This is a genomic window from Streptomyces sp. NPDC003393 (assembly GCF_053589015.1).
This window is the reverse complement of sequence record NZ_JBSFRB010000007.1, coordinates 237551-262146: the sequence shown is the minus strand read 5'-3', so window position 1 is coordinate 262146 and position 24596 is coordinate 237551. Positions and strand designations below refer to the sequence as shown.

Sequence of the window (24596 nt, the reverse complement as noted above, 5' to 3'; positions counted from 1 at the left end):
GCCACCCCCGTGAGGGGGCGGCCCTTTCCACCGGGTCGGCGGTGGTCAGCCGAGCTTGGTCACGTCCCGGACCGCGCCCTTGTCCGCGCTGGTCGCCATCGCGGCGTAGGCGCGCAGGGCGGCGGAGATCTTGCGGTCGCGGTTCCGGGGGGCGTAGGTGCCGTTCAGGGCCTGCTCGCGACGGGCGAGTTCCTGCTCGTCCACCAGGAGTTCGATGGTGCGGCCCGGGATGTCGATGCGGATGCGGTCGCCGTCCTCGACGAGTGCGATCGTGCCGCCGGAGGCCGCTTCGGGCGAGGCGTGGCCGATGGACAGGCCCGAGGTGCCGCCGGAGAACCGGCCGTCGGTGACCAGGGCGCACACCTTGCCCAGGCCGCGGCCCTTCAGGTACGAGGTCGGGTAGAGCATCTCCTGCATGCCGGGGCCGCCCTTGGGGCCCTCGTAACGGATGACGACGACGTCGCCCTCCTTGACCTGCTGGGTGAGGATCTTCTGGACGGCCTCCTCCTGCGACTCGCAGACGACCGCCGGGCCCTCGAAGGTCCAGATCGACTCGTCGACGCCGGCCGTCTTCACCACGCAGCCGTCGACGGCCAGGTTGCCCTTGAGCACGGCCAGGCCGCCGTCCTTCGAGTACGCGTGCTCGACGCTGCGGATGCAGCCGTTCTCGGCGTCCTCGTCCAGGGCCTCCCAGCGCTCCGACTGGGAGAAGGCCTCGGCGGACCTCTCGCACCCGGGCGCCGCGTGCCACAGTTCCACCGCCTCGGCGGACGGGGAGCCGCCGCGGACGTCCCAGGTCTTCAGCCAGTCCGCCAGGGACGGGCTGTGCACCGCGTGCACGTCCTCGTTGAGCAGGCCCGCGCGGTGCAGTTCACCGAGCAGGGCGGGGATGCCGCCGGCCCGGTGCACGTCCTCCATGTAGTACGTGCGGTTCTTGGCGACGTTGGGCGCGACCTTCGCCAGGCACGGGACCCGGCGGGAGACCGCGTCGATCTGCTCCAGACCGAAGGGGACGCCCGCTTCCTGGGCCGCCGCCAGCAGGTGCAGGATCGTGTTCGTGGAGCCGCCCATCGCGATGTCCAGGGCCATCGCGTTCTCGAAGGCCTGGAAGGTGGCGACGGAGCGCGGCAGGACCGTGTCGTCGTCCTGCTCGTAGTAGCGGCGGGTGAGGTCCATGACCGTGTGGGCCGCGTCGACGTAGAGCCGCTTGCGCGCGGTGTGGGTGGCGAGGACCGAACCGTTGCCCGGCAGGGAGAGGCCGATCGCCTCGGTCAGGCAGTTCATCGAGTTGGCGGTGAACATGCCCGAACAACTGCCGCAGGTCGGGCAGGCGTTCTCCTCGATGCGGAGGATGTCCTCGTCGGAGATCTTGTCGTTGACGGCTTCGGACATCGCGTCGACCAGGTCGAGGGTGCGGACGGTGCCGTCGACCAGGGTGGCGCGGCCGGACTCCATGGGGCCGCCGGAGACGAAGACCGTCGGGATGTTCAGGCGCAGGGCCGCCATCAGCATGCCCGGTGTGATCTTGTCGCAGTTGGAGATGCAGACCAGGGCATCGGCGCAGTGGGCCTCGACCATGTACTCGACGCTGTCGGCGATCAGGTCCCGGGAGGGCAGCGAGTACAGCATGCCGCCGTGGCCCATCGCGATGCCGTCGTCGACCGCGATGGTGTTGAACTCGCGCGGGATGCCGCCCGCCTCCCTGACCGCCTCGCTGACGATCCGGCCGACCGGCGCCAGGTGGGTGTGGCCGGGCACGAACTCGGTGAAGCTGTTGGCGATGGCGACGATCGGCTTCCGGCCGATGTCCGCACCGGGTACACCGGAGGCGCGCATAAGGGCGCGAGCGCCCGCCATGTTGCGGCCGTGGGTGACTGTGCGGGACCTCAGCTCGGGCATCGTCGCTCGCTCCTTCGAAGGGTTCTGCCTCAGGGTCCTGCCGGGAGGCCGGCGGGCCGTGGGACGGCATGCCATCGCGGCAGAGTTCTGACGGGGTCGAGCGTACGCCGGTCATCCACGGGGCGGGACACACTGTCCGGAATGCGGGACGCGTGTCTCGGGCGGGCCGGCCCGCCCCGGCCGGGTCACCGGCCCGTGAAGTGTCTCTCCACGACCGGTGCCACCCGGGCGATGATCTGCTCCACGTCCGCCGACGCCAGCGGCTCCAGCCTGATCACGTACCGCAGCATCGCGCACCCCACCAGCTGCGCCGCCGCCAGTTCGGCGCTCAGCTCCGCGTCCGGCTGCTCGAGCCGGCCGGCGATGCGGCGCAGCAGCTGGGAGGCGACCAGACGGCGGAAGACCGCGGCCGCGGTGTCGTTGTTCATCGCGGAACGGACGATCGCCAGCAGGGGCGTGCGGGTGGTGGGGTTCTCCCAGATGCCGAAGAAGTAGCGGGTCAGGCGTTCACCGACCCCCTCCAGCGGGCCGTCGGCGATCATGTGCGACGCGCTCAGGGCGGGCGCGAAGGCCACCTCGATCGCCGCCTCGAACACCTGCTCCTTGGTGCCGAAATAGTGGTGGACCAGGGCCGAGTCGACTCCGGCGGCCTTGGCGATGCCGCGCACGGACGTCTTCTCGTAGCCCCGCTCGGAGAACTCCTCGCGCGCCGCGGTCAGGATGCGGTCGCGGGTGTCCCCCGCCTCCTCCCGCCTCGGGCGCCCACGGCCCCGGCCGCTCCGGCCGGCCGTGCCGGATCCGGGGCCGGTGGAGCCGGGGTCCCGGCTGGTCGTGTCGGTCATCGCCGGGGCACCCGCACGGTCGAGGTCAGGTGCAGCCGGGTGAAGGCCAGGGCCTCGGCGAGGTCGGACTCGCGCTCCGCGCCGGACATGGCGCGGCGGGTGTTGACCTCGATGACGACATGGCCGTCGAAACCGGTGGCGGCGAGACGTTCCAGCAGTTCGGCGCAGGGCTGGTTGCCGCGACCGGGCACGAGGTGCTCGTCCTTCGCCGAGCCCTTGCCGTCGGCGAGGTGGATGTGGCCGAGGCGGTCGCCCATCCGCTCGGCCATCCGCAGCGCGTCGGTGCGGGCCGTGGCCGCGTGGCTGAGGTCGATCGTGAAGTGGCGGTAGTCGTCCTTCGTGACGTCCCAGTCGGGGGCGTAGGCGAGCATCTCGCGGTCGCGGTAGCGCCACGGGTACATGTTCTCCACGGCGAACCGCACATCCGTCTCGTTCGCCATCCGCCAGATCCCGGTCACGAAGTCACGGGCGTACTGGCGCTGCCAGCGGAACGGCGGGTGGACGACGACGGTGCTCGCGCCGAGCTTCTCCGCGGCCGCCCGGGCGCGCTGGAGCTTGGCCCAGGGGTCGGTCGACCACACCCGCTGGGTGATCAGCAGACAGGGGGCGTGCACGGCGAGGATCGGTATCCCGTGGTAGTCGCTGAGCCTGCGCAGCGCGTCGATGTCCTGGCTGACCGGGTCGGTCCACACCATCACCTCGACGCCGTCGTAGCCGAGGCGCGCGGCGATCTCGAAGGCCGTCGCCGTCGACTCCGGATACACGGAGGCCGTCGACAGGGCGACCTTCGCTTCCGGGATGCGCACGACGGGTTCCACCACGATGGACAGGTTACGGGGTGCGGTTGGGTGACGCGGGGTGCCCGCTCGCCGGTGAGGCGTATGTCTCGAAACCGGACCCGTCTCCTGCCGCCCCGCCGCCCCCGGCCGCTCTGCCGCCCCGGGCTCTACGCCGACCCCATGTGATCCAGGCGCCGGAGGATCACTCCCTCGCGCAGCGCCCAGGGGCAGATCTCCAGGCGTTCCACGCCGAAGAGGTCCATCGCGCCCTCGGCGACCAGGGCGCCGGCCAGCAGCTGGCTCGCGCGGTCGTCGGAGACCCCGGGCAGCTCGGCGCGCTCCTCCGTCGTCATGGCGGCCAGGCGCGGCACCCACGCCTCCAGGGACTCCCGCTTCAGCTCGCGCTGGACGTAGAGGCCCTCGGCGGAGCGCGCCGCCCCGGCGATGCGGGCGAGCTGGCGGAAGGTCTTGGAGGTGGCGACGACGTGGTCCGGGGCCCCGAAGCGGCTGAACTCGCCGACCGTCCGCGCGATCTCCGCGCGCACATGGCGGCGCAGCGCCCTGACGTCCTCGGGGTCGGGCGGGTCGCCGTGCAGCCGGCCGGCGGTGAGGCGGCCCGCGCCGAGCGGCAGCGACACGGCCGCGTCGGGGTCCTCGTCGATGCCGTACGCGATCTCCAGTGAGCCGCCGCCGATGTCCAGGACCAGCAGCTTCCCGGCGGACCAGCCGAACCAGCGGCGGGCGGCGAGGAAGGTGAGGCGTGCCTCCTCCTCGCCGCTGAGCACCTGGAGCTCGACGCCGGTCTCGGCCCGCACGCGCGCGAGGACGTCGTCGGCGTTCCCGGCCTCCCGCACGGCGGAGGTCGCGAACGGCAGCAGGTCCTCCACGCCCTTGTCCTCGGCGGCCTGGAGCGCGTCCTGGACCACGGCGGTCAGTCTGTCGACGCCCTCGGAGCCGATCGCGCCCTCCTCGTCGAGGAGTTGGGCGAGCCGCAGCTCCACCTTGTGCGAGTGCGCGGGCAGCGGGCGTGCGCCGGGGTGCGCGTCGACCACCAGCAGATGCACCGTGTTGGAACCCACGTCGAGGACACCGAGTCTCATGTACGGCACGCTACTGCCACCGGCGCCGCGCTCTACCCCGGATGCCCGGTCCGGTTCCGCCGCGGGGGTGCCTGGTCCGGGTCCGTCCCCGGTGTCCGGTCCCCGGCGGTCCCGGCGTCGGGGCCGGGCGACTTACTCTGGACGCGTGCCAAAGACGAAAAAGGCGAAGACCGATAAATCGGCGGCCTCCGCGAGCCCGGGGAAGGCGGCGGAAGCCGTGCTGCCGGAGCCGAAGCGGAAGAAGCACTCGGAGCCCGACGAGAAGGGGCTGGACTTCGCACGGGCGTGGGTGGAGTTCCCGGATCCGGCGGACGACGAACAGGTCTTCCGCTGTGATCTGACCTGGCTGACCTCTCGTTGGAACTGCATCTTCGGCAGCGGCTGCCAGGGCATCCAGGAGGGCCGCGCGGACGACGGGTGCTGCACGCTGGGCGCCCACTTCTCCGACGAGGACGACGAGCAGCGCGTCGCCGAGCATGTGGCCAGGCTCACACCGGACATCTGGCAGAACCACGCCGAGGGCACGAAGAACGGCTGGGTGACCGAGGACGAGGAGGGTTCCCGGCAGACCCGCCCCTTCCAGGGGTCGTGCATCTTCCAGAACCGGCCCGGTTTCCCGGGCGGCATGGGCTGCTCGCTGCACATCCTGGCGCTGAGGGAAGGGCGCGAGCCGCTGGAGACCAAGCCGGACGTGTGTTGGCAGCTGCCGATCCGGCGGACCTTCGAGTGGATCGACCGCCCCGACGACACACGGGTGCTCCAGGTGTCGATCGGTGAGTACGACCGCCGGGGCTGGGGTCCCGGCGGCCACGACCTGCACTGGTGGTGCACCTCGGCAACGTCGGCGCACGGCGCGGGCGAGCCCGTGTACGTCTCCTACCGGGCCGAGCTGACCGAGCTGATGGGCAAGGCCGGCTACGACCGCCTGGTCGAGCTGTGCGAGGAACGGCTGGCCTCGGGGCGGCCGCTGTCGGCACCGCACCCGGCGGATCCCGCCTGAGTCTCCCGGGATTCCGGCAGCGCGGCGAGGTGCCGTGGCCGGCGTCGCGCGCCCGCCGGGGATCGCGGCACAGCCCTTGTCAGGCGTCCGACGGGCTCGGCGCGCCGTTGGCGTCGTCGTCCGGTGGCCGCGAGGGGCCGTCCGGGCCGGACGGGGACGATCCGGTGGCCGTCGGGGTCGGGGTCGTGCTGGACGTCGGACCGGACGGTGTGGGCGGGGGGTCGCTCGGGGTCGGGCTGGAGGGGCTCGTGGGGGCCGTGCGCGTGGGCGTCGGGCGCGGGGCGGTGGTCCGGGGCGGGTCGGCCGGGTGCGTGGTGGCCGGGGCGGAGTGACCGGGCGCCGTGCCGTAGCCGTCGATGGAGACCACGGCTCCGGCGGGTGCGATCGCCACCCGCGCGCTCCAGTGACCTGACGGCTCTCGCAGATGGTCGACGTACACCTTGATCGTCAACGACTCGCCGGGCCTCAGGGCGCCCGACGCCCGGCTCAGGTAGAGCCAGGGCGCTTTGGTGGTCGCCGACCAGCGGACCGGCGCCGTACCGGAGGCGGTCAGGGTGACGAGTGTGGTGTCGCCGGCGCCGGTGGCCCTGACGGTCAGGTGGCCGGCCTTGTGCCCGGCGGCACCCCGGACGCTGACGACCTCCACGGACACATCGGGTCGCGCGCCCCCGTCGAAGCCGGCGTCGGGTCCGGGGCGCGCGTTGCCCGCGTTCTCGTAGCCGTCGCCGGTCTCCTCACCGGCCAGGGCGCCGGGGCCGCGGGCCTCGCGCGCGGTGGCCGACGGTCCGCCCTGCCCCTCGCCGGTCGGCGTGCCCCGGTAGGCGGCCCACAGAGCCAGTACGGGCGCGGCGACGACCGTGGCGACCACCGTCGTCGTGACGGCACGCGCGCGCAGACGGTCCCGGCGGGCGGCGCGGTCCTTGGGGTCCATCGGGAAACCGCGCCGGTCGAAGCGCGGAGCGGCGCCCCGCGCGCGCGGCTGGTGCGCCATGGCGACGTGCAGGGCCGTGCGGGGGGCCGGAAGCAGGGGCAGTTCCGCGGGCGTGACGCTCGCGCCGGGCCACCGGCCCGGGACCGCGCGCTCGGCGGTACGACGGCAGCGCGGGCAGTCGTCGACGTGCCGGACGAGCTCACGCCGCAGCGCCGCGCTGAGCACGAGGGGGCTGTCCCCGGTGAGCGCGCTGACACCCGGGCAGCCGCCGGTCTCGACGACGGCGAGAGCGGCGCGGGTGCGCTCCACCTCGCAGGCCGCGGAGGCGAGCAGTTCGCGGGCGGAGGCGAGGTCCATGCCGAGGACCGCGGCGACCTCGTGGCCGGCGAGGCGGTGGCGTACCGCGAGTTCGAGGGCCTCGCGCTGCTCGGGGCTGGTGCCGGCGGCCTCCGGCCAGGCCAGCTGGGCCAGTTCGCGCCGCCGCCGCTCCTGGACCGCCTCGGAAGCAGCCGCGGTGGGGTACGCGGCCGGGGCGGTCCGGCCCGTGGCCTGCCGCCCGTTCGTGCCCTGCCGCGCGGCGCCCGCCGGCTGCTGCCCGCCCGCGCCGTGACGACGGCTTGTGCCCGACCCGGCGCCCGGGCCCTGCCGGGAGCCCGGGCCTCGGGCGTCGTCGGCGTGGCGGCCCGTGGCATGCGTGCCCTGACGTTTCTGCTTGGCGTCGGCCAGCTTGCGCAGGCACGCCCAGCGGGCCAGCGCGTACAGCCACGCCCGCCGGTCCTGCGGGCTCGGCACGACGCGCTGACCGCGCCGCTCGGCGAACGCCAGCGCGTCCGCGAGGGCGGCGATCGCCGCGTCGTGGTCGCACAGCACGGACAGGCAGTAGGTGAACAGGCCGTCGAGGTGGGGCTCGTAGTGCGCGGGCGGATGCTGCGCCAGTGCGCGCGCGGCAGCGCGGTCGCGCGCCTCGCGGTGCGTCCGGTGCGCACCGGTCGTACGGGTCGAGGTGTCCGGACTGCTGCTCATCACCCGTGCGACCGTAGGCGGCGAAGCTTCGTCCGTTCTTCCCCGTTGCGCACTTTTAATCCGTACGGGTGAAACGATCCCTCATACGAGCGCACGGACCTTCCGCGGTCCCGCGCGCCGCGTCCGGGGCGGCCGGGGCCCCTGGCTGTCAGTGACTGCGGTTACGGTTTCCCGCATGGCTGCCCGTACGAAGACCACCAAGGACCGCCCGTCCTACCGCTGCACCGAATGCGGCTGGCAGACGGCCAAGTGGCTCGGCCGCTGCCCCGAGTGCCAGGCCTGGGGCACGATCGAGGAGTACGGCGCGCCCGCGGTCCGTACGACCACACCCGGCCGCGTCACCACGTCGGCCCTGCCCATCGGCCAGGTGGACGGCCGCCGGGCCACCGCCCGCTCCACCGGCGTGCCCGAACTCGACCGCGTCCTCGGCGGTGGGCTCGTGCCCGGCGCCGTCGTCCTCCTCGCGGGCGAGCCGGGCGTCGGCAAGTCCACGCTGCTGCTGGACGTGGCCGCGAAGGCCGCGAGCGACGAGCACCGCACGCTGTACGTCACGGGCGAGGAGTCCGCGAGCCAGGTCCGGCTGCGCGCCGACCGCATCGGCGCCATCGACGACCATCTGTACCTGGCCGCCGAGACCGACCTGGCCGCCGTCCTGGGCCATCTGGACGCGGTGAAGCCCTCGCTGCTCGTCCTGGACTCGGTGCAGACCGTGGCCTCCCCGGAGATCGACGGCGCGCCCGGCGGCATGGCGCAGGTGCGGGAGGTGGCGGGAGCGCTGATCCGCGCCTCCAAGGAGCGCGGGATGTCCACCCTGCTCGTGGGCCATGTCACCAAGGACGGTGCGATCGCGGGCCCGCGCCTGCTGGAGCACCTGGTGGACGTGGTGCTGCACTTCGAGGGCGACCGGCACGCGCGCCTGCGCCTGGTCCGAGGGGTGAAGAACCGCTACGGCGCGACGGACGAGGTGGGCTGCTTCGAGCTGCACGACGAGGGGATCACGGGCCTCGCCGATCCCAGCGGCCTGTTCCTGACCCGCCGCGACGAGCCGGTGCCGGGCACCTGCCTGACGGTGACCCTGGAGGGCCGCCGCCCGCTGGTCGCCGAGGTCCAGGCGCTCACCGTCGACTCCCAGATCCCCTCCCCGCGCCGTACCACGTCGGGCCTGGAGACCTCCCGGGTCTCGATGATGCTGGCCGTGCTGGAGCAGCGGGGCCGGATCAGCGCGCTGGGCAAGCGGGACATCTACTCCGCGACGGTCGGCGGGGTGAAGCTGTCCGAACCGGCCGCCGACCTCGCCGTCGCCCTCGCGCTGGCGTCCGCGGCGAGCGACACACCGCTGCCGAAGAATCTCGTCGCGATCGGCGAGGTGGGCCTGGCGGGCGAGGTCAGGCGGGTCACGGGCGTGCAGCGCCGCCTCGCGGAAGCCCATCGCCTCGGCTTCACGCACGCCCTGGTGCCGGGCGACCCGGGCAAGATCCCGTCGGGCATGAAGGTCCTGGAAGTGGCCGACATAGGGGACGCGCTGCGGGTCCTGCCGCGTTCGCGTCACCGGGAGGCCCCACGGGAGCAGGAGGACCGCCGGTAGACTTTGCCCTGGTCTCGCCCGTCCGTACGAACCGAGTGTGCGAAACGGGAGCGCCTGGAGAACCTGCGACGAGTGAGCCCGTGGGGGCGCCCCGGAGGCGAACGAGCATCCAAAAGCGGAGGAGTGCAGTGGCAGCCAACGACCGGGCGGCAGCTCCCGGAAAGTCCGGCGGGAGTTCCGGCGCCGATGGCCTGATGCGCGCCTCACTGAGCGCCGTGGCGCCGGGAACGGCCCTGCGGGACGGGCTGGAGCGGGTGCTCCGCGGCAACACCGGCGGCCTGATCGTGCTCGGCGCGGACAGGACCGTGGAGTCGATGTGCACGGGCGGCTTCGTCCTGGACGTCGAGTTCACGGCGACGCGGCTGCGGGAGCTGTGCAAGCTGGACGGCGGCATCGTGCTGTCCTCGGACCTGTCCAAGATCCTGCGGGCCGGCGTGCAGCTGGTCCCGGACCCCACGATCCCCACGGAGGAGACCGGCACCCGGCACCGCACGGCGGACCGCGTCAGCAAGCAGGTCGGCTTCCCCGTCGTCTCCGTCTCGCAGTCGATGCGGCTGATCGCCCTCTACGTCGACGGCCAGCGACGGGTCCTGGAGGACTCCGCCGCGATCCTCTCCCGCGCCAACCAGGCCCTGGCCACCCTGGAGCGCTACAAGCTCCGCCTGGACGAGGTGGCGGGCACGCTGTCGGCGCTGGAGATCGAGGACCTGGTGACGGTCCGCGACGTCTCGGCGGTCGCGCAGCGCCTGGAGATGGTGCGCCGGATCGCGACCGAGATCGCCGAGTACGTGGTGGAGCTGGGCACCGACGGCCGCCTGCTGGCGCTCCAGCTGGACGAGCTGATCGCGGGCGTGGAGCCCGAGCGCGAGCTGGTGGTACGGGACTACGTCCCCGAGCCCACGGCCAAGCGCTCCCGCACGGTCGAGGAGGCGCTGACCGAACTCGACAAGCTCTCCCACGCCGAGCTGCTGGAGATGCCCACCGTCGCCCGTGCCCTGGGCTACACCGGCTCGCCGGAGACGCTGGACTCGGCCGTCTCCCCGCGCGGCTTCCGCCTGCTGGCCAAGGTTCCCCGGCTGCCCGGCGCCATCATCGACCGTCTGGTCGAGCACTTCGGCGGCCTGCAGAAGCTTCTCGCGGCCAGCGTCGACGACCTCCAGACGGTGGACGGCGTCGGCGAGGCCCGGGCCCGCAGCGTCCGCGAGGGCCTGTCGCGGCTGGCGGAGTCGTCGATCCTGGAGCGGTACGTCTGACAACGCCGGTGCGTCCGAGAACGCCGGTACGTCCGAGCGCGCAGACACCGCCGAGGAGCTGACCGCCTCGGAGGTACGCCGCTAGTCCGCCGACAGAACGAACGACGTCTGCAGCTTGCCGTACCCCGGAACCTTCGCCTCCACCAGGTACGTCCCCGCCCCGGCCGAGCCCGCCGGTGGCGTCGCGCACCGCGGAGCGCTCGGCTTGCGGTCCCAGCGCACGGTGGAGGTCACGGCGCTGCCCGCCGGCACCCGGTACAGCAGGTTTCCGGCCGTCTTCGGGCAGTCGTCCGAGGACCAGTAGTCGGTGCTGCTGTCGGCCTTGCTGATCGTCAGCACCGCGGACTTCGGCCCGAGGTCGACCTTGCAGTCGGCGCCGGAGGAGTTCTTCGCCGTCAGTTCGAAGGTCGGCGTCTGACCCGGCGCGTAGGTGTTGTGCACACTGCGCAGGGTCAACGCGACAGTCCCGGGGACGCAGTTGGGGAGCGTGCTGCCGGCCGGCAGCACGGCGCCCGTCCCGGAACCGCCGTCGGCGCCGCCGCCCGAGCCCGCACCGGATCCGGAGCCGGCACCCGAGCCGTCCCTGCCCGGAGAGCCGGAAGCGGTGCCGCCGCCCGAGGCGGCCCCCGATCCGCCGGAGTCACCGCCGCCGGACTCGTCACGTCCACCGGGGCGTTGGCTGATCGCGGGACCGGAACCGGAGGGTCCCGGGGTGATGGTGGAGGGCGTGGGATGCTTGCCGTCGGACGCACTGCCGCTGTTCTTGTGGCCCCCGCCGCCCGAGGTGACGGCCCAGACGACCAGCAGGGCCAGCAGGGCGACCACGGACAGCAGTACGACCCTCCGTCGCCAGTAGATGGACGAGGGAAGCGGCCCGACCGGATTGCGCAGAGATCCCACGGCCCAAACTGTACGAGAGATCGTGGCCTTCCCCCGCCCCACCCGCCGCGCCGACCACAACTTTTCCGGATCATCATTCGAGCAACGCCCGTACAGGCCACCTCCTTTGCGGTCGTGGTAACCGAACAGTGACGGTCGGTGACGACACCGGGACGCGCGGGATCACGCGGCCGTCCATCCCCACGTGGCAGGATCGGAAGGGCCATGACTGCGCCCACACTGCCCCCACACAGCCCCACCGCCACGGCCACCGCCCCGGCCACCGACGTCGACGCCGTCGAAAGCGCCGTCGACAGCCCCCTCGACGCCACCGACGCCGCCGCCGCCGCCTCGGCGTCCGGCACGCCCGGCGCCCCGCACGGCGCGACCCTGCACGACCACGTCATCACCTGGTTCGACGCCAACGCCCGCGACCTGCCCTGGCGGCGCGCCGACGCCGGCGCCTGGGGGGTGATGGTCAGCGAGTTCATGCTCCAGCAGACGCCGGTCAACCGCGTCCTGCCCGTCTACGAACAGTGGCTCGAACGCTGGCCGCGCCCCGCCGACCTCGCCAAGGAGGCGCCGGGCGAGGCCGTCCGCGCCTGGGGCCGGCTCGGCTATCCGCGCCGCGCCCTGCGCCTGCACGGCGCCGCGATCGCCATAACGGAACGGCACGGCGGCGACGTACCCACCGAGCACGCGCAGTTGCTCGCCCTGCCCGGCATCGGCGAGTACACGGCCGCGGCGGTCGCGTCCTTCGCCTACGGGCAGCGGCACGCCGTGCTGGACACCAACGTCCGCCGGGTCCTGGCCCGCGCGGTCACCGGCGTGCAGTACCCGCCGAACGCCACCACCGCAGCCGAACGCCGCCTGGCCCGCACCCTGCTGCCGGAGGACGAGCGGACCGCGGCCCGCTGGGCCGCGGCCTCCATGGAGCTCGGCGCACTGGTGTGCACGGCGAAGAACGAGTCGTGCGACCGCTGCCCGATCGCCGGGCACTGCACGTGGCGGCTGGCGGGCAAGCCGGAGCACGAGGGGCCGCCGCGCCGCGGTCAGACCTACGCCGGCACCGACCGGCAGGTGCGCGGCAAGCTGCTCGCCGTGCTGCGGGAGGCTCACACGGCGGTGCCGCAGGCGGTGCTGGACCGGGTGTGGCACGAGCCGGTCCAGCGAGGCCGGGCCCTGGACGGACTCGTCGCGGACGGTCTGGTGGAGCCGCTGCCGGGCGGCCTGTACCGGCTGCCGTCGGCCTGACACCACGTCACCGCCCGGACTCGGTCGCGGCGGTGACGCCTCCTGGGGCGGCGCGGGCGTCCGTGTCACACACCCGCGCGCCACCCGAGGGCTCAAATCACCCCATATCAGGGCCAATCAGAGCACCTCTTTACCCCGTTCCTACGTCTGTTACACAACCGACGTACAGCCGAGGGCCAGCCGCAGGCTGCTTCGGACAACGCCGTGACAACGCCTCCGTACCTTCTGTTGCGTGCCCGACGGGCACCGGGCGGCTGCCGACCACGGCCGGCCCGCACACAGCGTGGGATCCGACAGCAGGCGGGTCGGAAAACGGGGAGCGGAGGCGGTTGATCATGGCCCAGGGTGAGGTGCTGGAGTTCGAGGAGTATGTGCGCACCCGGCAGGACGCGCTGCTGCGCAGCGCCCGCCGGCTGGTGCCGGACCCCATCGACGCCCAGGACCTGCTCCAGACCGCTCTGGTGCGCACGTACGGTCGCTGGGAGGGCATCGCCGACAAGCGGCTCGCGGACGCCTATCTGCGCCGAGTCATGATCAACACGCGTACGGAGTGGTGGCGGGCGCGGAAGCTGGAGGAGGTTCCCACCGAGCAGCTTCCGGACGCCAGCGTCGAGGACTCCACCGAGCAGCACGCCGACCGCGCGCTCCTGATGGACATCATGAAAGTTCTCGCTCCGAAGCAGCGCAGTGTCGTGGTGCTGCGACACTGGGAGCAGATGTCCACGGAGGAGACGGCCGCCGCCCTCGGCATGTCCGCGGGAACGGTCAAGAGCACGCTGCACCGGGCGCTCGCCCGGCTCCGCCAGGAGCTGGAGGCCCGCGATCTGGACGCACGCGCGCTGGAGCGTGAGGAGCGGGAGCGTTGCGCGGCCTGAGCGGTACGGCCGAGGTCGACCGGAGCGGCGGGGCCGAAGCCGGCCCGAACGGCGAGGGTGACTCCTGCCCCGGCGACGGCGCGGGTCGTCGTGCCGGGCTCGCCCCGGTCCGGGGGACCTTCCAGGCGGTGACCACGGCGGCGGCCGTGGTCACGGCCCTCGGCCTGCTGGTCTCCGCCTGCGGCACGGGCGGCACCGGCGCCCGCGACGAGGGGCCGGCCGACGCCAGCTCGGTGGCCGGCGCGCCCTCGCCCAGCCTCTCCGCGAGCCCCGCCGACACCCCCCGGCCGGTGGACCCGGTCCGGCTCGTCAAGGACGACCCGAAGGTCTCGGCCGCCGTCAAGCGCGGCCTCAAGCCGTGCGCGGGCGACCAGTACCCCGTCGACGTGGCGTACGGCAAGCTGACCGGCGGCTCCGTCGACGATATCGTCGTCAATGTGCTGACCTGCGAAGAAGCGGTGGGCGTGGGCTCGTACGTGTACCGCGAGCGCGGCGACGGGTACGAAGAGGTGTTCCGGGCCGAGGAGCCGCCGGTCTACGCGGAGATCGACCGCGGCGACCTCGTGGTGACCAAGCAGGTGTACGAGAAGGACGACCCGGTGTCCAACCCGTCCGGCGAGTTTGTGATCACCTACCGGTGGAACGGGCGCGCGTTCACGAAGGAGTTCAGCACGCGCAACGAGTACAGCAAGGCCGTCGGCGGGAACGCGTCGGCCGCTCCGACCCCCGGCAACTGACGCGGGACAATTGCGGTGGCGTGAACCGGTCGCCCGCGGGGGCCGAGCCGCCGGCCGGACGTGCGAGTGAACGCCTCACGCGCCGGACACGTCCACACAGTGGGCGCACCCTTCGAAGTACACAAGGACTGAGAGCAACCGGGATGGCAGAGCAGACCCACGTCCTGTTCGTCGAGGACGACGACGTCATCCGTGAGGCCACACAGCTCGCCCTGGAGCGGGACGGCTTCGCGGTCACGGCCATGCCCGACGGCCTGTCGGGCCTGGAGGCGTTCCGGGCGAGGCGGCCCGACATCGCGCTGCTGGACGTCATGGTCCCCGGCCTGGACGGCGTCAGTCTGTGCCGCCGCATCCGCGACGAGTCGACGGTGCCGGTGATCATGCTGTCGGCGCGGGCGGACTCCATCGACGTCGTGCTGGGTCTGGAGGCCGGCGCGGACGACTATGTGACCAAGCCGTTCGACGGCGCCGTGCTGGTCGCCCGGATCCGGGCGGTGCTGCGCCGCTTCGGGCACGCGGGCGGTGGCCGCGCCGAGGCCGGCTCCTCCTCGGTGGACGGCGGGGTGCTGACCTTCGGCGATCTCGACGTCGACACCGAGGGGATGGAGGTGCGCCGGGCCGGGCAGCCGGTGGCGCTCACCCCCACCGAGATGCGGCTGCTGCTCGAGTTCTCCGCCGCCCCGGGCACGGTCCTGTCCCGGGACAAGCTCCTGGAGCGCGTGTGGGACTACGGCTGGGGCGGCGACACCCGGGTCGTCGACGTCCACGTGCAGCGGCTGCGCGGGAAGATCGGCCAGGACCGCATCGAGACGGTCCGCGGCTTCGGCTACAAGCTGAAGGCCTGAGCGGGGCGCCATGCCGGGAAACACGCGGCGCCTGCTCCCGGGGCGCCTGGAGCAGGCGGACATCCGTACGGGGCTGAGGTGGAAGCTCAGCGCGGCCATCGCGCTGGTCGGCGCGCTGGTGGCGATCGCGCTCAGCCTGGTGGTGCACAACGCCGCCCGGGTGTCGATGCTGGACAACGCCCGCGACCTGGCCGACCAACGGCTCCAGTTCGCGCAGAGCATCTACGACCGCCCGGGCCGGCGGCCTGCCCCCGCCCCCTTCAAGATCGACGATCCGACCCTGCCCGCCGCGCTGCGGGAGAAGGTCGAGAACGGTCGGCGAGCCACGTACGTCACCGACCACCCGGGCGGCGTGCCCGACATCTGGGCGGCCATGCCGATCAAGGGCGGGCATGTGCTCTCCCTGCACACGCACTTCACCGACCGCAGCACGGACATCCTCAACGACCTCGACCAGGCGCTGGTGATCGGCTCCATCGCGGTCGTGCTGGGCGGCAGCGCGCTGGGGGTGCTCATCGGCGGCCAGCTCTCGCGCCGGCTGCGCAAGGCGGCGACCGCCGCGAACCAGGTGGCCAAGGGCGAAACGGACGTACGGGTCCGTGACGCCATCGGCGGGGTCGTGCGGGACGAGACCGACGATCTCGCACGCGCGGTGGACGCCATGGCGGACGCGCTGCAGCAGCGGCTGGAGGCGGAGCGGCGGGTCACCGCGGACATCGCGCACGAGCTGCGCACCCCGGTGACCGGACTGCTGACGGCCGCCGAGCTGCTGCCGCCGGGCCGGCCCACCGAGCTGGTCCTGGACCGGGCGAAGGCCATGCGCACGCTGGTCGAGGACGTGCTGGAGGTCGCGCGGCTGGACGGCGCCTCGGAGCGGGCCGAACTCCAGGACATCGTGCTCGGCGAGTTCGTCGCCCGGCGGGTGGCGGCGAAGGACCCGGACGTCGAGGTACGGGTGGTGCACGAGTCGGAGGTCACGACGGACCCGCGGCGCCTGGAGCGGGTGCTGTTCAACCTGCTCGCCAACGCCGCCCGGCACGGCAAGCCGCCGATCGAGGTCACCGTCGAGGGCCGGGTCATCCGGGTGCGCGACCACGGGCCCGGTTTCCCGGAGGCGCTGCTGGCGGAGGGCCCCAGCCGGTTCCGCACCGGCAGCGCGGACCGCGCGGGACGCGGCCACGGCCTGGGCCTGACCATCGCCGCCGGCCAGGCCCGGGTGCTGGGGGCACGCCTGACCTTCCGCAACGTACGGCCCGCGGGCGCCCCCGAGCACATTCCGGCCGAGGGCGCGGTCGCGGTGCTGTGGCTGCCGGAGCACGCCCCGACGAACACGGGCAGCTATCCGGTGCTGCCGCAGCAGGTGCCCCGGCAGGGGGAGTGACCGCCCGCCGGGTCCGCTGGGCAGACCCGGGGTCCTAGCAGGCCCATTCCTTGTCCGGGTCCAGGCCGCCCTCGCGCCGCTGGGTGAAGGAGAACCAGTTGCCGGAGTCGTCGCGGAAGAGCGCCTCCGTGCCGTAGGGGCGCTCCTGCGGTTCCTGGAGGAACTCCACCCCGCGCTCCTTGAGCTTCTTGTAGTCGCCGTGGATGTCGTCGGTCGTCAGGACACCGGCGCCGAGGGCACCCTTGGCGACCAGCTTCCTGACCATCTCGGCGGACTCGGGGTCCATCGCGGGCGGCCCCGGCACCATGAGGGTCAGCTCGACGTCGGGCTGGTCGGGGGAGCCGACGGTGAGCCAGCGCGCGCCGCCCTCCCCCATCGTCATGTCGGTGCGGACCTCCAGGCCGAGCTTCTGGGTGTAGAACTCCTTCGCGCGGTCCTGGTCGAGGACCCAGACGGTGGTGATGGCGATGCCCTTGATCATGGCGTCTCCGGGGGTTGCGGGATGCGGTTGCGCTGCCACGGTAGGCGGGCGGGCCCTCAGCCCGCTTCTCGGGAATTGCTCTCTCGCTCGCGGGACGTGCCGGGGCGGAATCCGCCGGCCCAGAGCATGGCGTAGCAGCCGGGGATGAGGGCGGCGCCGCGGCCGACGTGCCGGGCGCGGTACTCGCTCGGGGTGAGCCCGGTCCGGGCCTTGAAGCGGGACGAGAACGTGCCCAGGCTGCTGAAGCCGACGAGGTGGCAGATCTCGGTCACCGTCAGGTTCGCGGTGCGCAGCAGGTCCCCGGCCCGCTCGATGCGGCGGTGGGTGAGGTACTGGCGGGGCGTCTCGCCGTACGCCTCCTTGAAGGCCCGGACGAAGTGGTAGCGCGAGTAGCCCGCGTGAGCCGCCACCGTGTCCAGGTCGAGGTCCGGGTCCGCCCAGTCCCGGTCCATGGCGTCCTTGGCCAGGCGCAGCCGCCGCATCCTGCCCGCCACCGCTTCCATACGGCCGATGGTGACACGGGGCACTGACAGACGGCCCGGGCGCCGTGACGGGGGGCTCAACGGGGCGGGCTCGCGGGACGTGCCGGAAGGCCTGGCGGCACGGGGAAGGCCCCCGGCTCGCGCCGGGGGCCTTCGGGGGCGGGGGGACGTCCGCGGGGGCTCAGACGGCTTCCGCGACACCAGCGGGGGTCGCCGCGTCGCTCGTGGCCTCCTCGCCCTCGGGCTTGGCCTTGGCCGGTCCCGCGCCCTTCAGCGGCACCTCCTTGACGAACACCGCCGCCGCCAGGGCGAGGATGCCGACCACGGCGCCCAGCAGGAACGCCGAGTGCGTACCGGCTGACACCGCGTGCTGGTACGCCTCCCGCGCCGCCGCGGGCAGCATCTCCAGGTGCTTGGCGTCCAGCTGCGCGGACTGCTCCGTGATCTTGGAGCCCAACCCGCCGGCCCGCTCGGCCATCACGTCCTGGACCCGGTGGTTGAACAGCGCGCCCATGATCGCCACACCGAAGGACGAGCCGAGCGTACGGAACAGGGTGGTGGACGAGGAGGCCACGCCCATGTCCTTCATCTGCACGCTGTTCTGCGCGACCAGCATGGTGATCTGCATCAGGCAGCCCATGCCGGCGCCGAGCACGGCCATGTACAGGCCGGAGGTCAGGCGGGTGGTCTCGGTGTCCATCAGGGACAGCAGGTACAGCCCGGTGACCATCAGCACGCTGCCGACGATCGGGAAGACCTTGTACCGGCCGCTGTTGGTGGTGACCCGGCCCGCGATCATCGACACGACCAGCATCGCGCCCAGCATCGGCAGGAGCAGCAGACCGGAGTTGGTCGCGGAGGCGCCCTGCACGGACTGCTGGTACAGCGGCAGGAACAGCACCGCGCCGAACATCACGAAGCCGGTGATGAAGCCGATCAGCGACATCAGGGTGAAGTTGCGGCTGCGGAAGATGTGCAGCGGCACGATCGGCTCGGCGGCCCTGGTCTGCCAGAAGACGAACCCGACCAGCGCGGCCACGCCGATCGCGATGAGCTCCATGATCCGGGCCGAGGTCCAGGCGTACTCCGTGCCGCCCCAGGTGGTGACGAGCACGATGGAGCTGATGCCCAGGGTCAGCAGCCCGGCGCCCAGGTAGTCGACCCGTGCCTGTGCGCGCTTCTTCGGCAGGTGCAGCACGGCGCTGACCGCCACGAGTGCCACCGCGCCGAGCGGCAGGTTGATGTAGAAGGCCCAGCGCCAGCCCCAGTTGTCGGTGATGGTGCCGCCGACCAGCGGGCCGCCGATCATCGCGAGCGCCATGACACCGGCCATCATGCCCTGGTACTTGCCGCGCTCCCGGGGCGGGATCAGATCGCCGATGATGGCCATCACGCCGACCATCAGACCGCCCGCGCCGAGGCCCTGGATGGCGCGGAAGCCGATCAGCTCGCCCATGTTCTGCGCCATGCCGCTGAGCGCGGAGCCGACCAGGAATATCACGATCGACGTGAGGAAGGCGCCCTTGCGCCCGTACATGTCGCCGAGCTTGCCCCACAGCGGCGTGGCCGCGGCGGTCGCCAGCGTGTAGGCCGTCACCACCCAGGACAGGTGCTGAAGGCCGCCGAGCTCGCCCACGATCGTCGGCATCGCGGTGCCCACGATCATGTTGTCGAGCATCGCGAGCATCATCGCGATCATGAGCGCGAGCAGGACGACCCGCACGCTCTTGGGTTGTTTGCCGGCCGGGCCGGTCTCCGTCTCGGGTTTCGGTGCGTCCGCCATGGTTCCTGTTTCCCCCAGCTACCGTTCTGCTACTTACTTGCCGCCCGGCAAGTTACTACACTCAGGAAGGTAGAGGTTTACTAGCCGGTCGTCAAGTAAGTTTCCGTCGGCCGGCCGACAGGTAGTCTCAGGGAGCGCGAGGAGTACGAAGGATGGGCGGCACGATGGACGGCACGAAGCGGCAGCGCCGCGGAAACACCCGTCAGCGCATCCAGGACGTGGCCCTGGAGCTCTTCGCGGAGCAGGGTTACGAGAAGACCTCGCTGCGCGAGATCGCCGAGCGCCTGGACGTCACGAAGGCCGCGCTCTACTACCACTTCAAGACCAAGGAAGAGATCATCGTCAGCCTCTTCGAGGATCTGACGCAGCCGATCCAGGAACTGATCGAGTGGGGCCGGAAGCAGCCGCACACCCTGGAGACCAAGCAGGAGATCATCCGCCGCTACAGCGACGCGCTCGACGGCGCGGCGCCGCTGTTCCGCTTCATGCAGGAGAACCAGGCGACGGTCCGGGAACTGCGCATCGGCGACACCTTCAAGACCCGGATGACGGGCCTGCGGGACATCATCATCGACCCGGAGTCGAGCCTGACCGACCAGGTGCGCTGCGTCAGCGCCCTGTTCACGCTGCACGCGGGCATGTTCGTCATGCAGGACATGGAGAGCGACCCGGAGGAGCGGCGCAAGGCCGTCCTCGAGGTCGCCATCGACCTGGTGACGCAGGCCCACCGGGGGACGCACGGACACTGACGCCCCGCAACGGCAGACGCACGGCATCGAAAGCCGCCCCGTGATCCGCTGATCCACCGCGGATCACGGGACAGCCCTTGGACAGCGCACCGGCGCCCCACTGGTTCCAGCGGGGCGCTGGTGCGCTGCGGGTGGGCGTCCGCCCGACGGCCGGTCCGGCCGGGGCCTTCGCGCCGGGCTCGGGCCCGGGGTCGGGCCTCGTGCGGTGCTTCGCTCAGACCTTCACGCCGTGGGTGCGCAGGAAGGCGACCGGGTTGACCGCGGAGCCGTAGTTCGGGGTCTTGCGGACCTCGAAGTGCAGGTGCGGGCCGGTGCTGTTGCCGGTGTTGCCGGACAGGGCTATGTGCTGACCGGTGGCGACGACCTGGCCGACCTTCACGTCGATGCGCGAGAGGTGCGCGTACTGCGAGTACCGGCCGTCGGCGTGCTTGATGACGATGGCGTTGCCGTACGCGGAGCCGTCACCCCCGCCGTAGGGGCCGGCCTTGACGACGGTACCGCCGTGCGCGGCGACGACCTCGGTGCCGATCGGCACGGCGAAGTCCTGGCCGCTGTGCTTGTGCGCCCAGTGGCTGCCGCCCTGGTTGAAGCTGGCGCTGAGGCTGTAGTGCTTCACCGGGCCGACCCAGGTGGCGGCCGACTTGGCCGCAGTGGGTGCCGCCGCGGTGCCGGCGGCGGACGCTACTCCCGCACCCGCGACGGCCGAGATCCCCAGTCCGGCGGCCAGGACGGCGGCGCGGGTACGGAACTTGGTCGCACGGGCGGAACGGGACGTGGCGCTCAGGAACATCGAAACCTCAGGGTGTGGGGGGCATGGAAACCGCCCGGAGGCTCGTGCCTCAGCCGGGCGGGCACCACCTTGGTAACCCGCCCGGTCTTTCACCCTCAAACTCTCTTACTACGAGGGAATCTAGTAATAGCCCTCAGTGATTTACATCTCTTGACACCTCTCCCATTTAGGACAAAACCCCTGCAGAGACCCCACATAGGGGCATTTTTGGAGGAGAAATGTCTGATTTGATGGACCCTGTTCTGCACTAAGCCTCGTAGTACCGGGAAAGGCGCCTGTGCCCCATGTCACGGGCGGGCACCTTCAGGGCCCACTCCGCTGTGACCGGCCTCATGTGGCCCGCGTCTCAGTACGGTTACCGTCCGGTAATCCTGCCGTCCTCTCCCGCCAGAATGAGCATGCCCACAACAAAGAGCCGGGTTACGGACGCGAGAGGACCCTCATGAGAACAGGCACCTGGACGCGCCGCATCGGCATGGCCGCCGCCGCTACGGTCGCCGCCACGGCGCTGGCCGCCCCCGTGAGCGCGCAGGCCGCGCCTCAGCGCCCGGCCACCACCGCGGCCACGGCCACCAGCACCACCACCGCCGCGAAGGTCGACTACGCGACCTGGCAGCGGGACTGCCAGGCGGTGATGAACCAGGCCCTGCCGTACCTGCGGCAGCGCATATCGGACGGCGCGCCGGGCGAGAAACAGGCCATCGTGCTCGACGTGGACAACACGACCCTGGAGACCGACTTCGGCTTCAGCTGGCCCCAGCCCGCCAACCAGCCGGTGCTGGCGGTGGCCCGCTACGCCCAGGAACACGGCGTCTCGCTCTTCTTCGTCACCGCCCGCCCGGGCATCATCAAGGCGCCCACCGAGTACAACCTCGAACGCGACGGCTACGACGTCGACGGCCTCTATGTCCGCGGCCTGCTCGACCTGTTCGAGGACGTCGCCGACTACAAGACCGCCCGGCGCGCCGCCATCGAGTCCCGGGGCTACACGATCATCGCCAACATCGGCAACAGCCCCACCGATCTCACCGGCGGCCACGCCGAGAGGACCTTCAAGCTGCCGGACTACGACAGTCAGCTCTCCTGAGCGCACACCCCTGAGGGGGCACGGCGAAAAAAGGGCTTGCCCCGGGACCGAGGTCCCGGGGCAAGCCCCCTTCCGGTTCAGGCCGAGCGCGGCGCCTACGCGTCCTTGCTCAGGTTCGGTCCGGCTCCGCCGGCCGCCTGCTCGATCGGCGGGACGTCCGGCAGGGCCGACTTCTCCTCGCCGCGGAAGGTGAAGGTCTGGCTCTCGCCCTCGCCCTCCGTGTCGACGACCACGATGTGACCGGGGCGCAGCTCGCCGAAGAGGATCTTCTCCGACAGCGAGTCCTCGATCTCGCGCTGGATCGTCCGGCGCAGCGGCCGTGCGCCCAGAACGGGGTCGTAGCCCTTCCTGGACAGCAGCTCCTTGGCGGACTGGGAGAGCTCGATGCCCATGTCCCGGTCCTTCAGACGCTCGTCCACCTTGCTGATCATCAGGTCGACGATCCGCAGGATGTCCGCCTGCGTCAGCTGCGGGAAGACCACCACGTCGTCGACGCGGTTGAGGAACTCGGGCCGGAAGTGCTGCTTGAGCTCGTCCTGGACCTTGTTCTTCATGCGCTCGTAGTTGGTCTTCGTGTCACCCGAGGCCGCGAAGCCCAGGTTGAAGCCCTTGGAGATGTCCCGGGTGCCGAGGTTGGTCGTCATGATGATGACCGTGTTCTTGAAGTCCACGACCCGGCCCTGGGAGTCGGTCAGGCGGCCGTCCTCCAGGATCTGCAGCAGCGAGTTGAAGATGTCCGGGTGGGCCTTCTCCACCTCGTCGAACAGGACGACGGAGAACGGCTTGCGGCGCACCTTCTCGGTCAGCTGGCCGCCCTCCTCGTAGCCCACGTAGCCGGGGGGCGAACCGAAGAGACGCGAGACCGTGTGCTTCTCGCTGAACTCCGACATGTCGAGGGAGATCAGCGCGTCCTCGTCACCGAAGAGGAACTCCGCGAGCGCCTTGGACAGCTCGGTCTTACCGACGCCGGACGGGCCGGCGAAGATGAACGAGCCACCCGGACGCTTCGGGTCCTTCAGACCGGCGCGAGTACGGCGGATCGCCTTGGACAGCGCCTTGACGGCGTCGTCCTGGCCGATGACCCGCTTGTGCAGCTCCTCCTCCATGCGGAGCAGGCGGCTGGACTCCTCCTCGGTCAGCTTGAAGACCGGGATGCCGGTGGCCGTGGCGAGGACCTCGGCGATCAGCTCGCCGTCGACCTCGGCGACGACGTCCATGTCGCCGGCCTTCCACTCCTTCTCCCGCTTGGCCTTGGCGGCCAGGAGCTGCTTCTCCTTGTCGCGCAGGGAGGCAGCCTTCTCGAAGTCCTGCGAGTCGATCGCGGACTCCTTGTCCCGGCGGACGGCGGCGATCTTCTCGTCGAACTCGCGCAGGTCCGGCGGAGCGGTCATCCGGCGGATGCGCATCCGGGAGCCGGCCTCGTCGATCAGGTCGATCGCCTTGTCCGGCAGGAAGCGGTCGGAGATGTACCGGTCGGCCAGGGTGGCGGCCTGGACCAGAGCCTCGTCCGTGATCGAGACGCGGTGGTGCGCCTCGTACCGGTCGCGCAGACCCTTGAGGATCTCGATGGTGTGCGGCAGGGACGGCTCGGCGACCTGGATGGGCTGGAAGCGGCGCTCCAGGGCCGCGTCCTTCTCCAGGTGCTTGCGGTACTCGTCCAGGGTGGTGGCACCGATGGTCTGCAGCTCGCCGCGGGCCAGCATCGGCTTCAGGATGGAGGCCGCGTCGATGGCGCCCTCGGCGGCACCCGCACCGACCAGCGTGTGCAGCTCGTCGATGAACAGGATGATGTCGCCGCGGGTGCGGATCTCCTTGAGCACCTTCTTCAGGCGCTCCTCGAAGTCACCGCGGTAGCGGGAGCCGGCGACCAGGGCACCGAGGTCGAGGGTGTAGAGGTGCTTGTCCTTGAGGGTCTCGGGCACCTCGCCCTTGACGATGGCCTGGGCGAGGCCCTCGACGACGGCGGTCTTGCCGACGCCGGGCTCACCGATCAGCACCGGGTTGTTCTTGGTACGGCGGGACAGCACCTGCATGACCCGCTCGATCTCCTTCTCGCGCCCGATGACGGGGTCGAGCTTGGACTCACGAGCGGCCTGGGTGAGATTCCGGCCGAACTGGTCGAGGACCAGGGACGTCGAGGGGGTGCCCTCGGCAGGGCCGCCCGCGGTGGCGGTCTCCTTGCCCTGGTAACCGGAGAGCAGCTGGATCACCTGCTGCCGCACGCGGTTCAGATCTGCGCCCAGCTTGACCAGGACCTGGGCGGCGACGCCCTCGCCCTCACGGATCAGGCCGAGCAGGATGTGCTCCGTGCCGATGTAGTTGTGGCCCAGCTGAAGCGCCTCCCGGAGCGACAGCTCCAGGACCTTCTTGGCACGGGGGGTGAAGGGAATGTGACCGGACGGCGCCTGCTGGCCCTGGCCGATGATCTCCTCCACCTGCTGGCGGACCGCCTCGAGCGAAATCCCGAGGCTCTCAAGGGCCTTGGCGGCGACACCCTCACCCTCGTGGATCAGGCCCAGGAGGATGTGCTCGGTGCCGATGTAGTTGTGGTTGAGCATCCGGGCTTCTTCCTGAGCCAGGACGACAACCCGCCGCGCGCGGTCGGTGAACCTCTCGAACATCGTTAATCGCTCCTCAGAGCGGTCAGGCAGTGGGGGGAACTTCCCCTCCCTGTCCTTCCGCAGCTTAGTCCCGCAAGCGGGGACCGCTCATTCCAACTGCCGACACCGTCGATGGCCTCCTGACCCCGAACGCCGACATCTGCTCCAACCCGATGGTGCGAGACGATGTTCCCGCAGGCCAGGCAGTTACCCCAGTCGCCAGTACGCCCATGGCGAACGT

Annotated in this window: 21 protein-coding genes; 10 read left to right on the top strand and 11 right to left on the bottom strand. The window is 71.7% G+C overall.

Going from position 1 to position 24596, the window contains the following annotated elements; genetic code table 11:
- Positions 1 to 45: 45 nt before the first annotated feature.
- The 4 genes from ilvD to ACWDUZ_RS10560 all read right to left on the bottom strand — a co-directional run bounded on the left by ilvD (position 46) and on the right by ACWDUZ_RS10560 (position 4620).
- Positions 46 to 1899 carry a dihydroxy-acid dehydratase gene (gene ilvD, locus ACWDUZ_RS10575; RefSeq protein ID WP_451631420.1) on the bottom strand — a complete coding sequence of 618 codons (1854 nt, stop codon included), beginning with the start codon at positions 1897 to 1899 and terminating at the stop codon, positions 46 to 48.
- Positions 1900 to 2084: 185 nt separating this feature from the next.
- Complete coding sequence (locus tag ACWDUZ_RS10570) at positions 2085 to 2741, bottom strand: TetR/AcrR family transcriptional regulator (protein ID WP_451631419.1); 657 nt, start codon at positions 2739 to 2741, stop codon at positions 2085 to 2087.
- On the bottom strand, positions 2738 to 3562 hold the full coding sequence (locus tag ACWDUZ_RS10565; protein WP_451631418.1) for a sugar phosphate isomerase/epimerase family protein: 825 nt from the start codon (positions 3560 to 3562) through the stop codon (positions 2738 to 2740). Before ACWDUZ_RS10565 ends, ACWDUZ_RS10570 begins: the two co-directional genes overlap by 4 nt.
- A gap of 125 nt (positions 3563 to 3687) precedes the next feature.
- Complete coding sequence (locus ACWDUZ_RS10560; RefSeq protein ID WP_451631417.1) at positions 3688 to 4620, bottom strand: Ppx/GppA phosphatase family protein; 933 nt, start codon at positions 4618 to 4620, stop codon at positions 3688 to 3690.
- Between the two features lie 145 nt (positions 4621 to 4765).
- Here ACWDUZ_RS10560 and ACWDUZ_RS10555 point away from each other — a divergent pair, with 145 nt between their 5' ends.
- A complete protein-coding gene (locus ACWDUZ_RS10555) occupies positions 4766 to 5620 on the top strand; it encodes a hypothetical protein (protein WP_451631416.1) in 855 nt (284 codons plus the stop codon).
- Positions 5621 to 5699: 79 nt separating this feature from the next.
- Here ACWDUZ_RS10555 and ACWDUZ_RS10550 read toward each other — a convergent pair whose 3' ends face one another.
- The gene (locus ACWDUZ_RS10550; protein ID WP_451631415.1) at positions 5700 to 7574 is read right to left on the bottom strand and encodes a BACON domain-containing protein; all 1875 of its coding nucleotides are present in this window, start codon (positions 7572 to 7574) and stop codon (positions 5700 to 5702) included.
- 175 nt (positions 7575 to 7749) lie between these two features.
- Here ACWDUZ_RS10550 and radA point away from each other — a divergent pair, with 175 nt between their 5' ends.
- Together radA and disA are read left to right on the top strand one after the other, a co-directional pair.
- Positions 7750 to 9159 (top strand): DNA repair protein RadA, encoded by a 1410-nt coding sequence (radA, locus tag ACWDUZ_RS10545; RefSeq protein WP_451631414.1) that lies wholly within the window; start codon positions 7750 to 7752, stop codon positions 9157 to 9159.
- A gap of 128 nt (positions 9160 to 9287) precedes the next feature.
- Positions 9288 to 10412 carry a DNA integrity scanning diadenylate cyclase DisA gene (gene disA / locus ACWDUZ_RS10540; protein WP_451631413.1) on the top strand — a complete coding sequence of 375 codons (1125 nt, stop codon included), beginning with the start codon at positions 9288 to 9290 and terminating at the stop codon, positions 10410 to 10412.
- An 81-nt stretch (positions 10413 to 10493) separates the two neighbouring features.
- Here disA and ACWDUZ_RS10535 read toward each other — a convergent pair whose 3' ends face one another.
- Complete coding sequence (locus tag ACWDUZ_RS10535) at positions 10494 to 11312, bottom strand: hypothetical protein (RefSeq protein WP_451631412.1); 819 nt, start codon at positions 11310 to 11312, stop codon at positions 10494 to 10496.
- A gap of 204 nt (positions 11313 to 11516) precedes the next feature.
- Here ACWDUZ_RS10535 and ACWDUZ_RS10530 point away from each other — a divergent pair, with 204 nt between their 5' ends.
- The 5 genes from ACWDUZ_RS10530 (at position 11517) to cseC (ending at position 16383) form a co-directional block, all read left to right on the top strand.
- Positions 11517 to 12545, top strand: coding sequence for an A/G-specific adenine glycosylase (locus tag ACWDUZ_RS10530; RefSeq protein ID WP_451631411.1), 1029 nt, complete (start codon positions 11517 to 11519; stop codon positions 12543 to 12545).
- A gap of 335 nt (positions 12546 to 12880) precedes the next feature.
- Positions 12881 to 13420 (top strand): SigE family RNA polymerase sigma factor, encoded by a 540-nt coding sequence (locus tag ACWDUZ_RS10525; protein WP_451631410.1) that lies wholly within the window; start codon positions 12881 to 12883, stop codon positions 13418 to 13420.
- The gene (locus ACWDUZ_RS10520; protein WP_451631409.1) at positions 13408 to 14157 is read left to right on the top strand and encodes a hypothetical protein; all 750 of its coding nucleotides are present in this window, start codon (positions 13408 to 13410) and stop codon (positions 14155 to 14157) included. Before ACWDUZ_RS10525 ends, ACWDUZ_RS10520 begins: the two co-directional genes overlap by 13 nt.
- Positions 14158 to 14300: 143 nt before the next feature.
- On the top strand, positions 14301 to 15002 hold the full coding sequence (cseB, locus tag ACWDUZ_RS10515) for a two-component system response regulator CseB (protein ID WP_451631408.1): 702 nt from the start codon (positions 14301 to 14303) through the stop codon (positions 15000 to 15002).
- A 10-nt stretch (positions 15003 to 15012) separates the two neighbouring features.
- Positions 15013 to 16383: a two-component system sensor histidine kinase CseC gene (cseC, locus tag ACWDUZ_RS10510; RefSeq protein WP_451631407.1), complete on the top strand. Its 1371-nt coding sequence runs from the start codon at positions 15013 to 15015 to the stop codon at positions 16381 to 16383.
- 34 nt (positions 16384 to 16417) lie between these two features.
- Here cseC and ACWDUZ_RS10505 read toward each other — a convergent pair whose 3' ends face one another.
- From ACWDUZ_RS10505 to ACWDUZ_RS10495, 3 genes are all read right to left on the bottom strand, one after another.
- Entirely contained in the window at positions 16418 to 16864 is a 447-nt protein-coding gene (locus ACWDUZ_RS10505; protein WP_451631406.1) for a VOC family protein, read from the bottom strand.
- A gap of 56 nt (positions 16865 to 16920) precedes the next feature.
- Entirely contained in the window at positions 16921 to 17367 is a 447-nt protein-coding gene (locus ACWDUZ_RS10500; protein WP_451631405.1) for a helix-turn-helix transcriptional regulator, read from the bottom strand.
- 160 nt (positions 17368 to 17527) lie between these two features.
- The gene (locus ACWDUZ_RS10495) at positions 17528 to 19129 is read right to left on the bottom strand and encodes an MDR family MFS transporter (RefSeq protein ID WP_451631404.1); all 1602 of its coding nucleotides are present in this window, start codon (positions 19127 to 19129) and stop codon (positions 17528 to 17530) included.
- Between the two features lie 152 nt (positions 19130 to 19281).
- Between ACWDUZ_RS10495 and ACWDUZ_RS10490 the strand changes: the two genes are divergently transcribed.
- Positions 19282 to 19878, top strand: coding sequence for a TetR/AcrR family transcriptional regulator (locus ACWDUZ_RS10490; RefSeq protein ID WP_451631403.1), 597 nt, complete (start codon positions 19282 to 19284; stop codon positions 19876 to 19878).
- Positions 19879 to 20092: 214 nt separating this feature from the next.
- Here ACWDUZ_RS10490 and ACWDUZ_RS10485 read toward each other — a convergent pair whose 3' ends face one another.
- Positions 20093 to 20668 carry a M23 family metallopeptidase gene (locus tag ACWDUZ_RS10485; protein ID WP_451631402.1) on the bottom strand — a complete coding sequence of 192 codons (576 nt, stop codon included), beginning with the start codon at positions 20666 to 20668 and terminating at the stop codon, positions 20093 to 20095.
- Positions 20669 to 21110: 442 nt separating this feature from the next.
- Here ACWDUZ_RS10485 and ACWDUZ_RS10480 point away from each other — a divergent pair, with 442 nt between their 5' ends.
- Positions 21111 to 21755, top strand: a complete 645-nt coding sequence (locus ACWDUZ_RS10480; protein ID WP_451631401.1) for an HAD family acid phosphatase — start codon at positions 21111 to 21113, stop codon at positions 21753 to 21755.
- Positions 21756 to 21850: 95 nt separating this feature from the next.
- On the opposite strand, the gene ACWDUZ_RS10475 is transcribed toward ACWDUZ_RS10480, so the two are convergent.
- Positions 21851 to 24376 carry an ATP-dependent Clp protease ATP-binding subunit gene (locus ACWDUZ_RS10475; protein WP_451631400.1) on the bottom strand — a complete coding sequence of 842 codons (2526 nt, stop codon included), beginning with the start codon at positions 24374 to 24376 and terminating at the stop codon, positions 21851 to 21853.
- Positions 24377 to 24596: the final 220 nt, after the last annotated feature.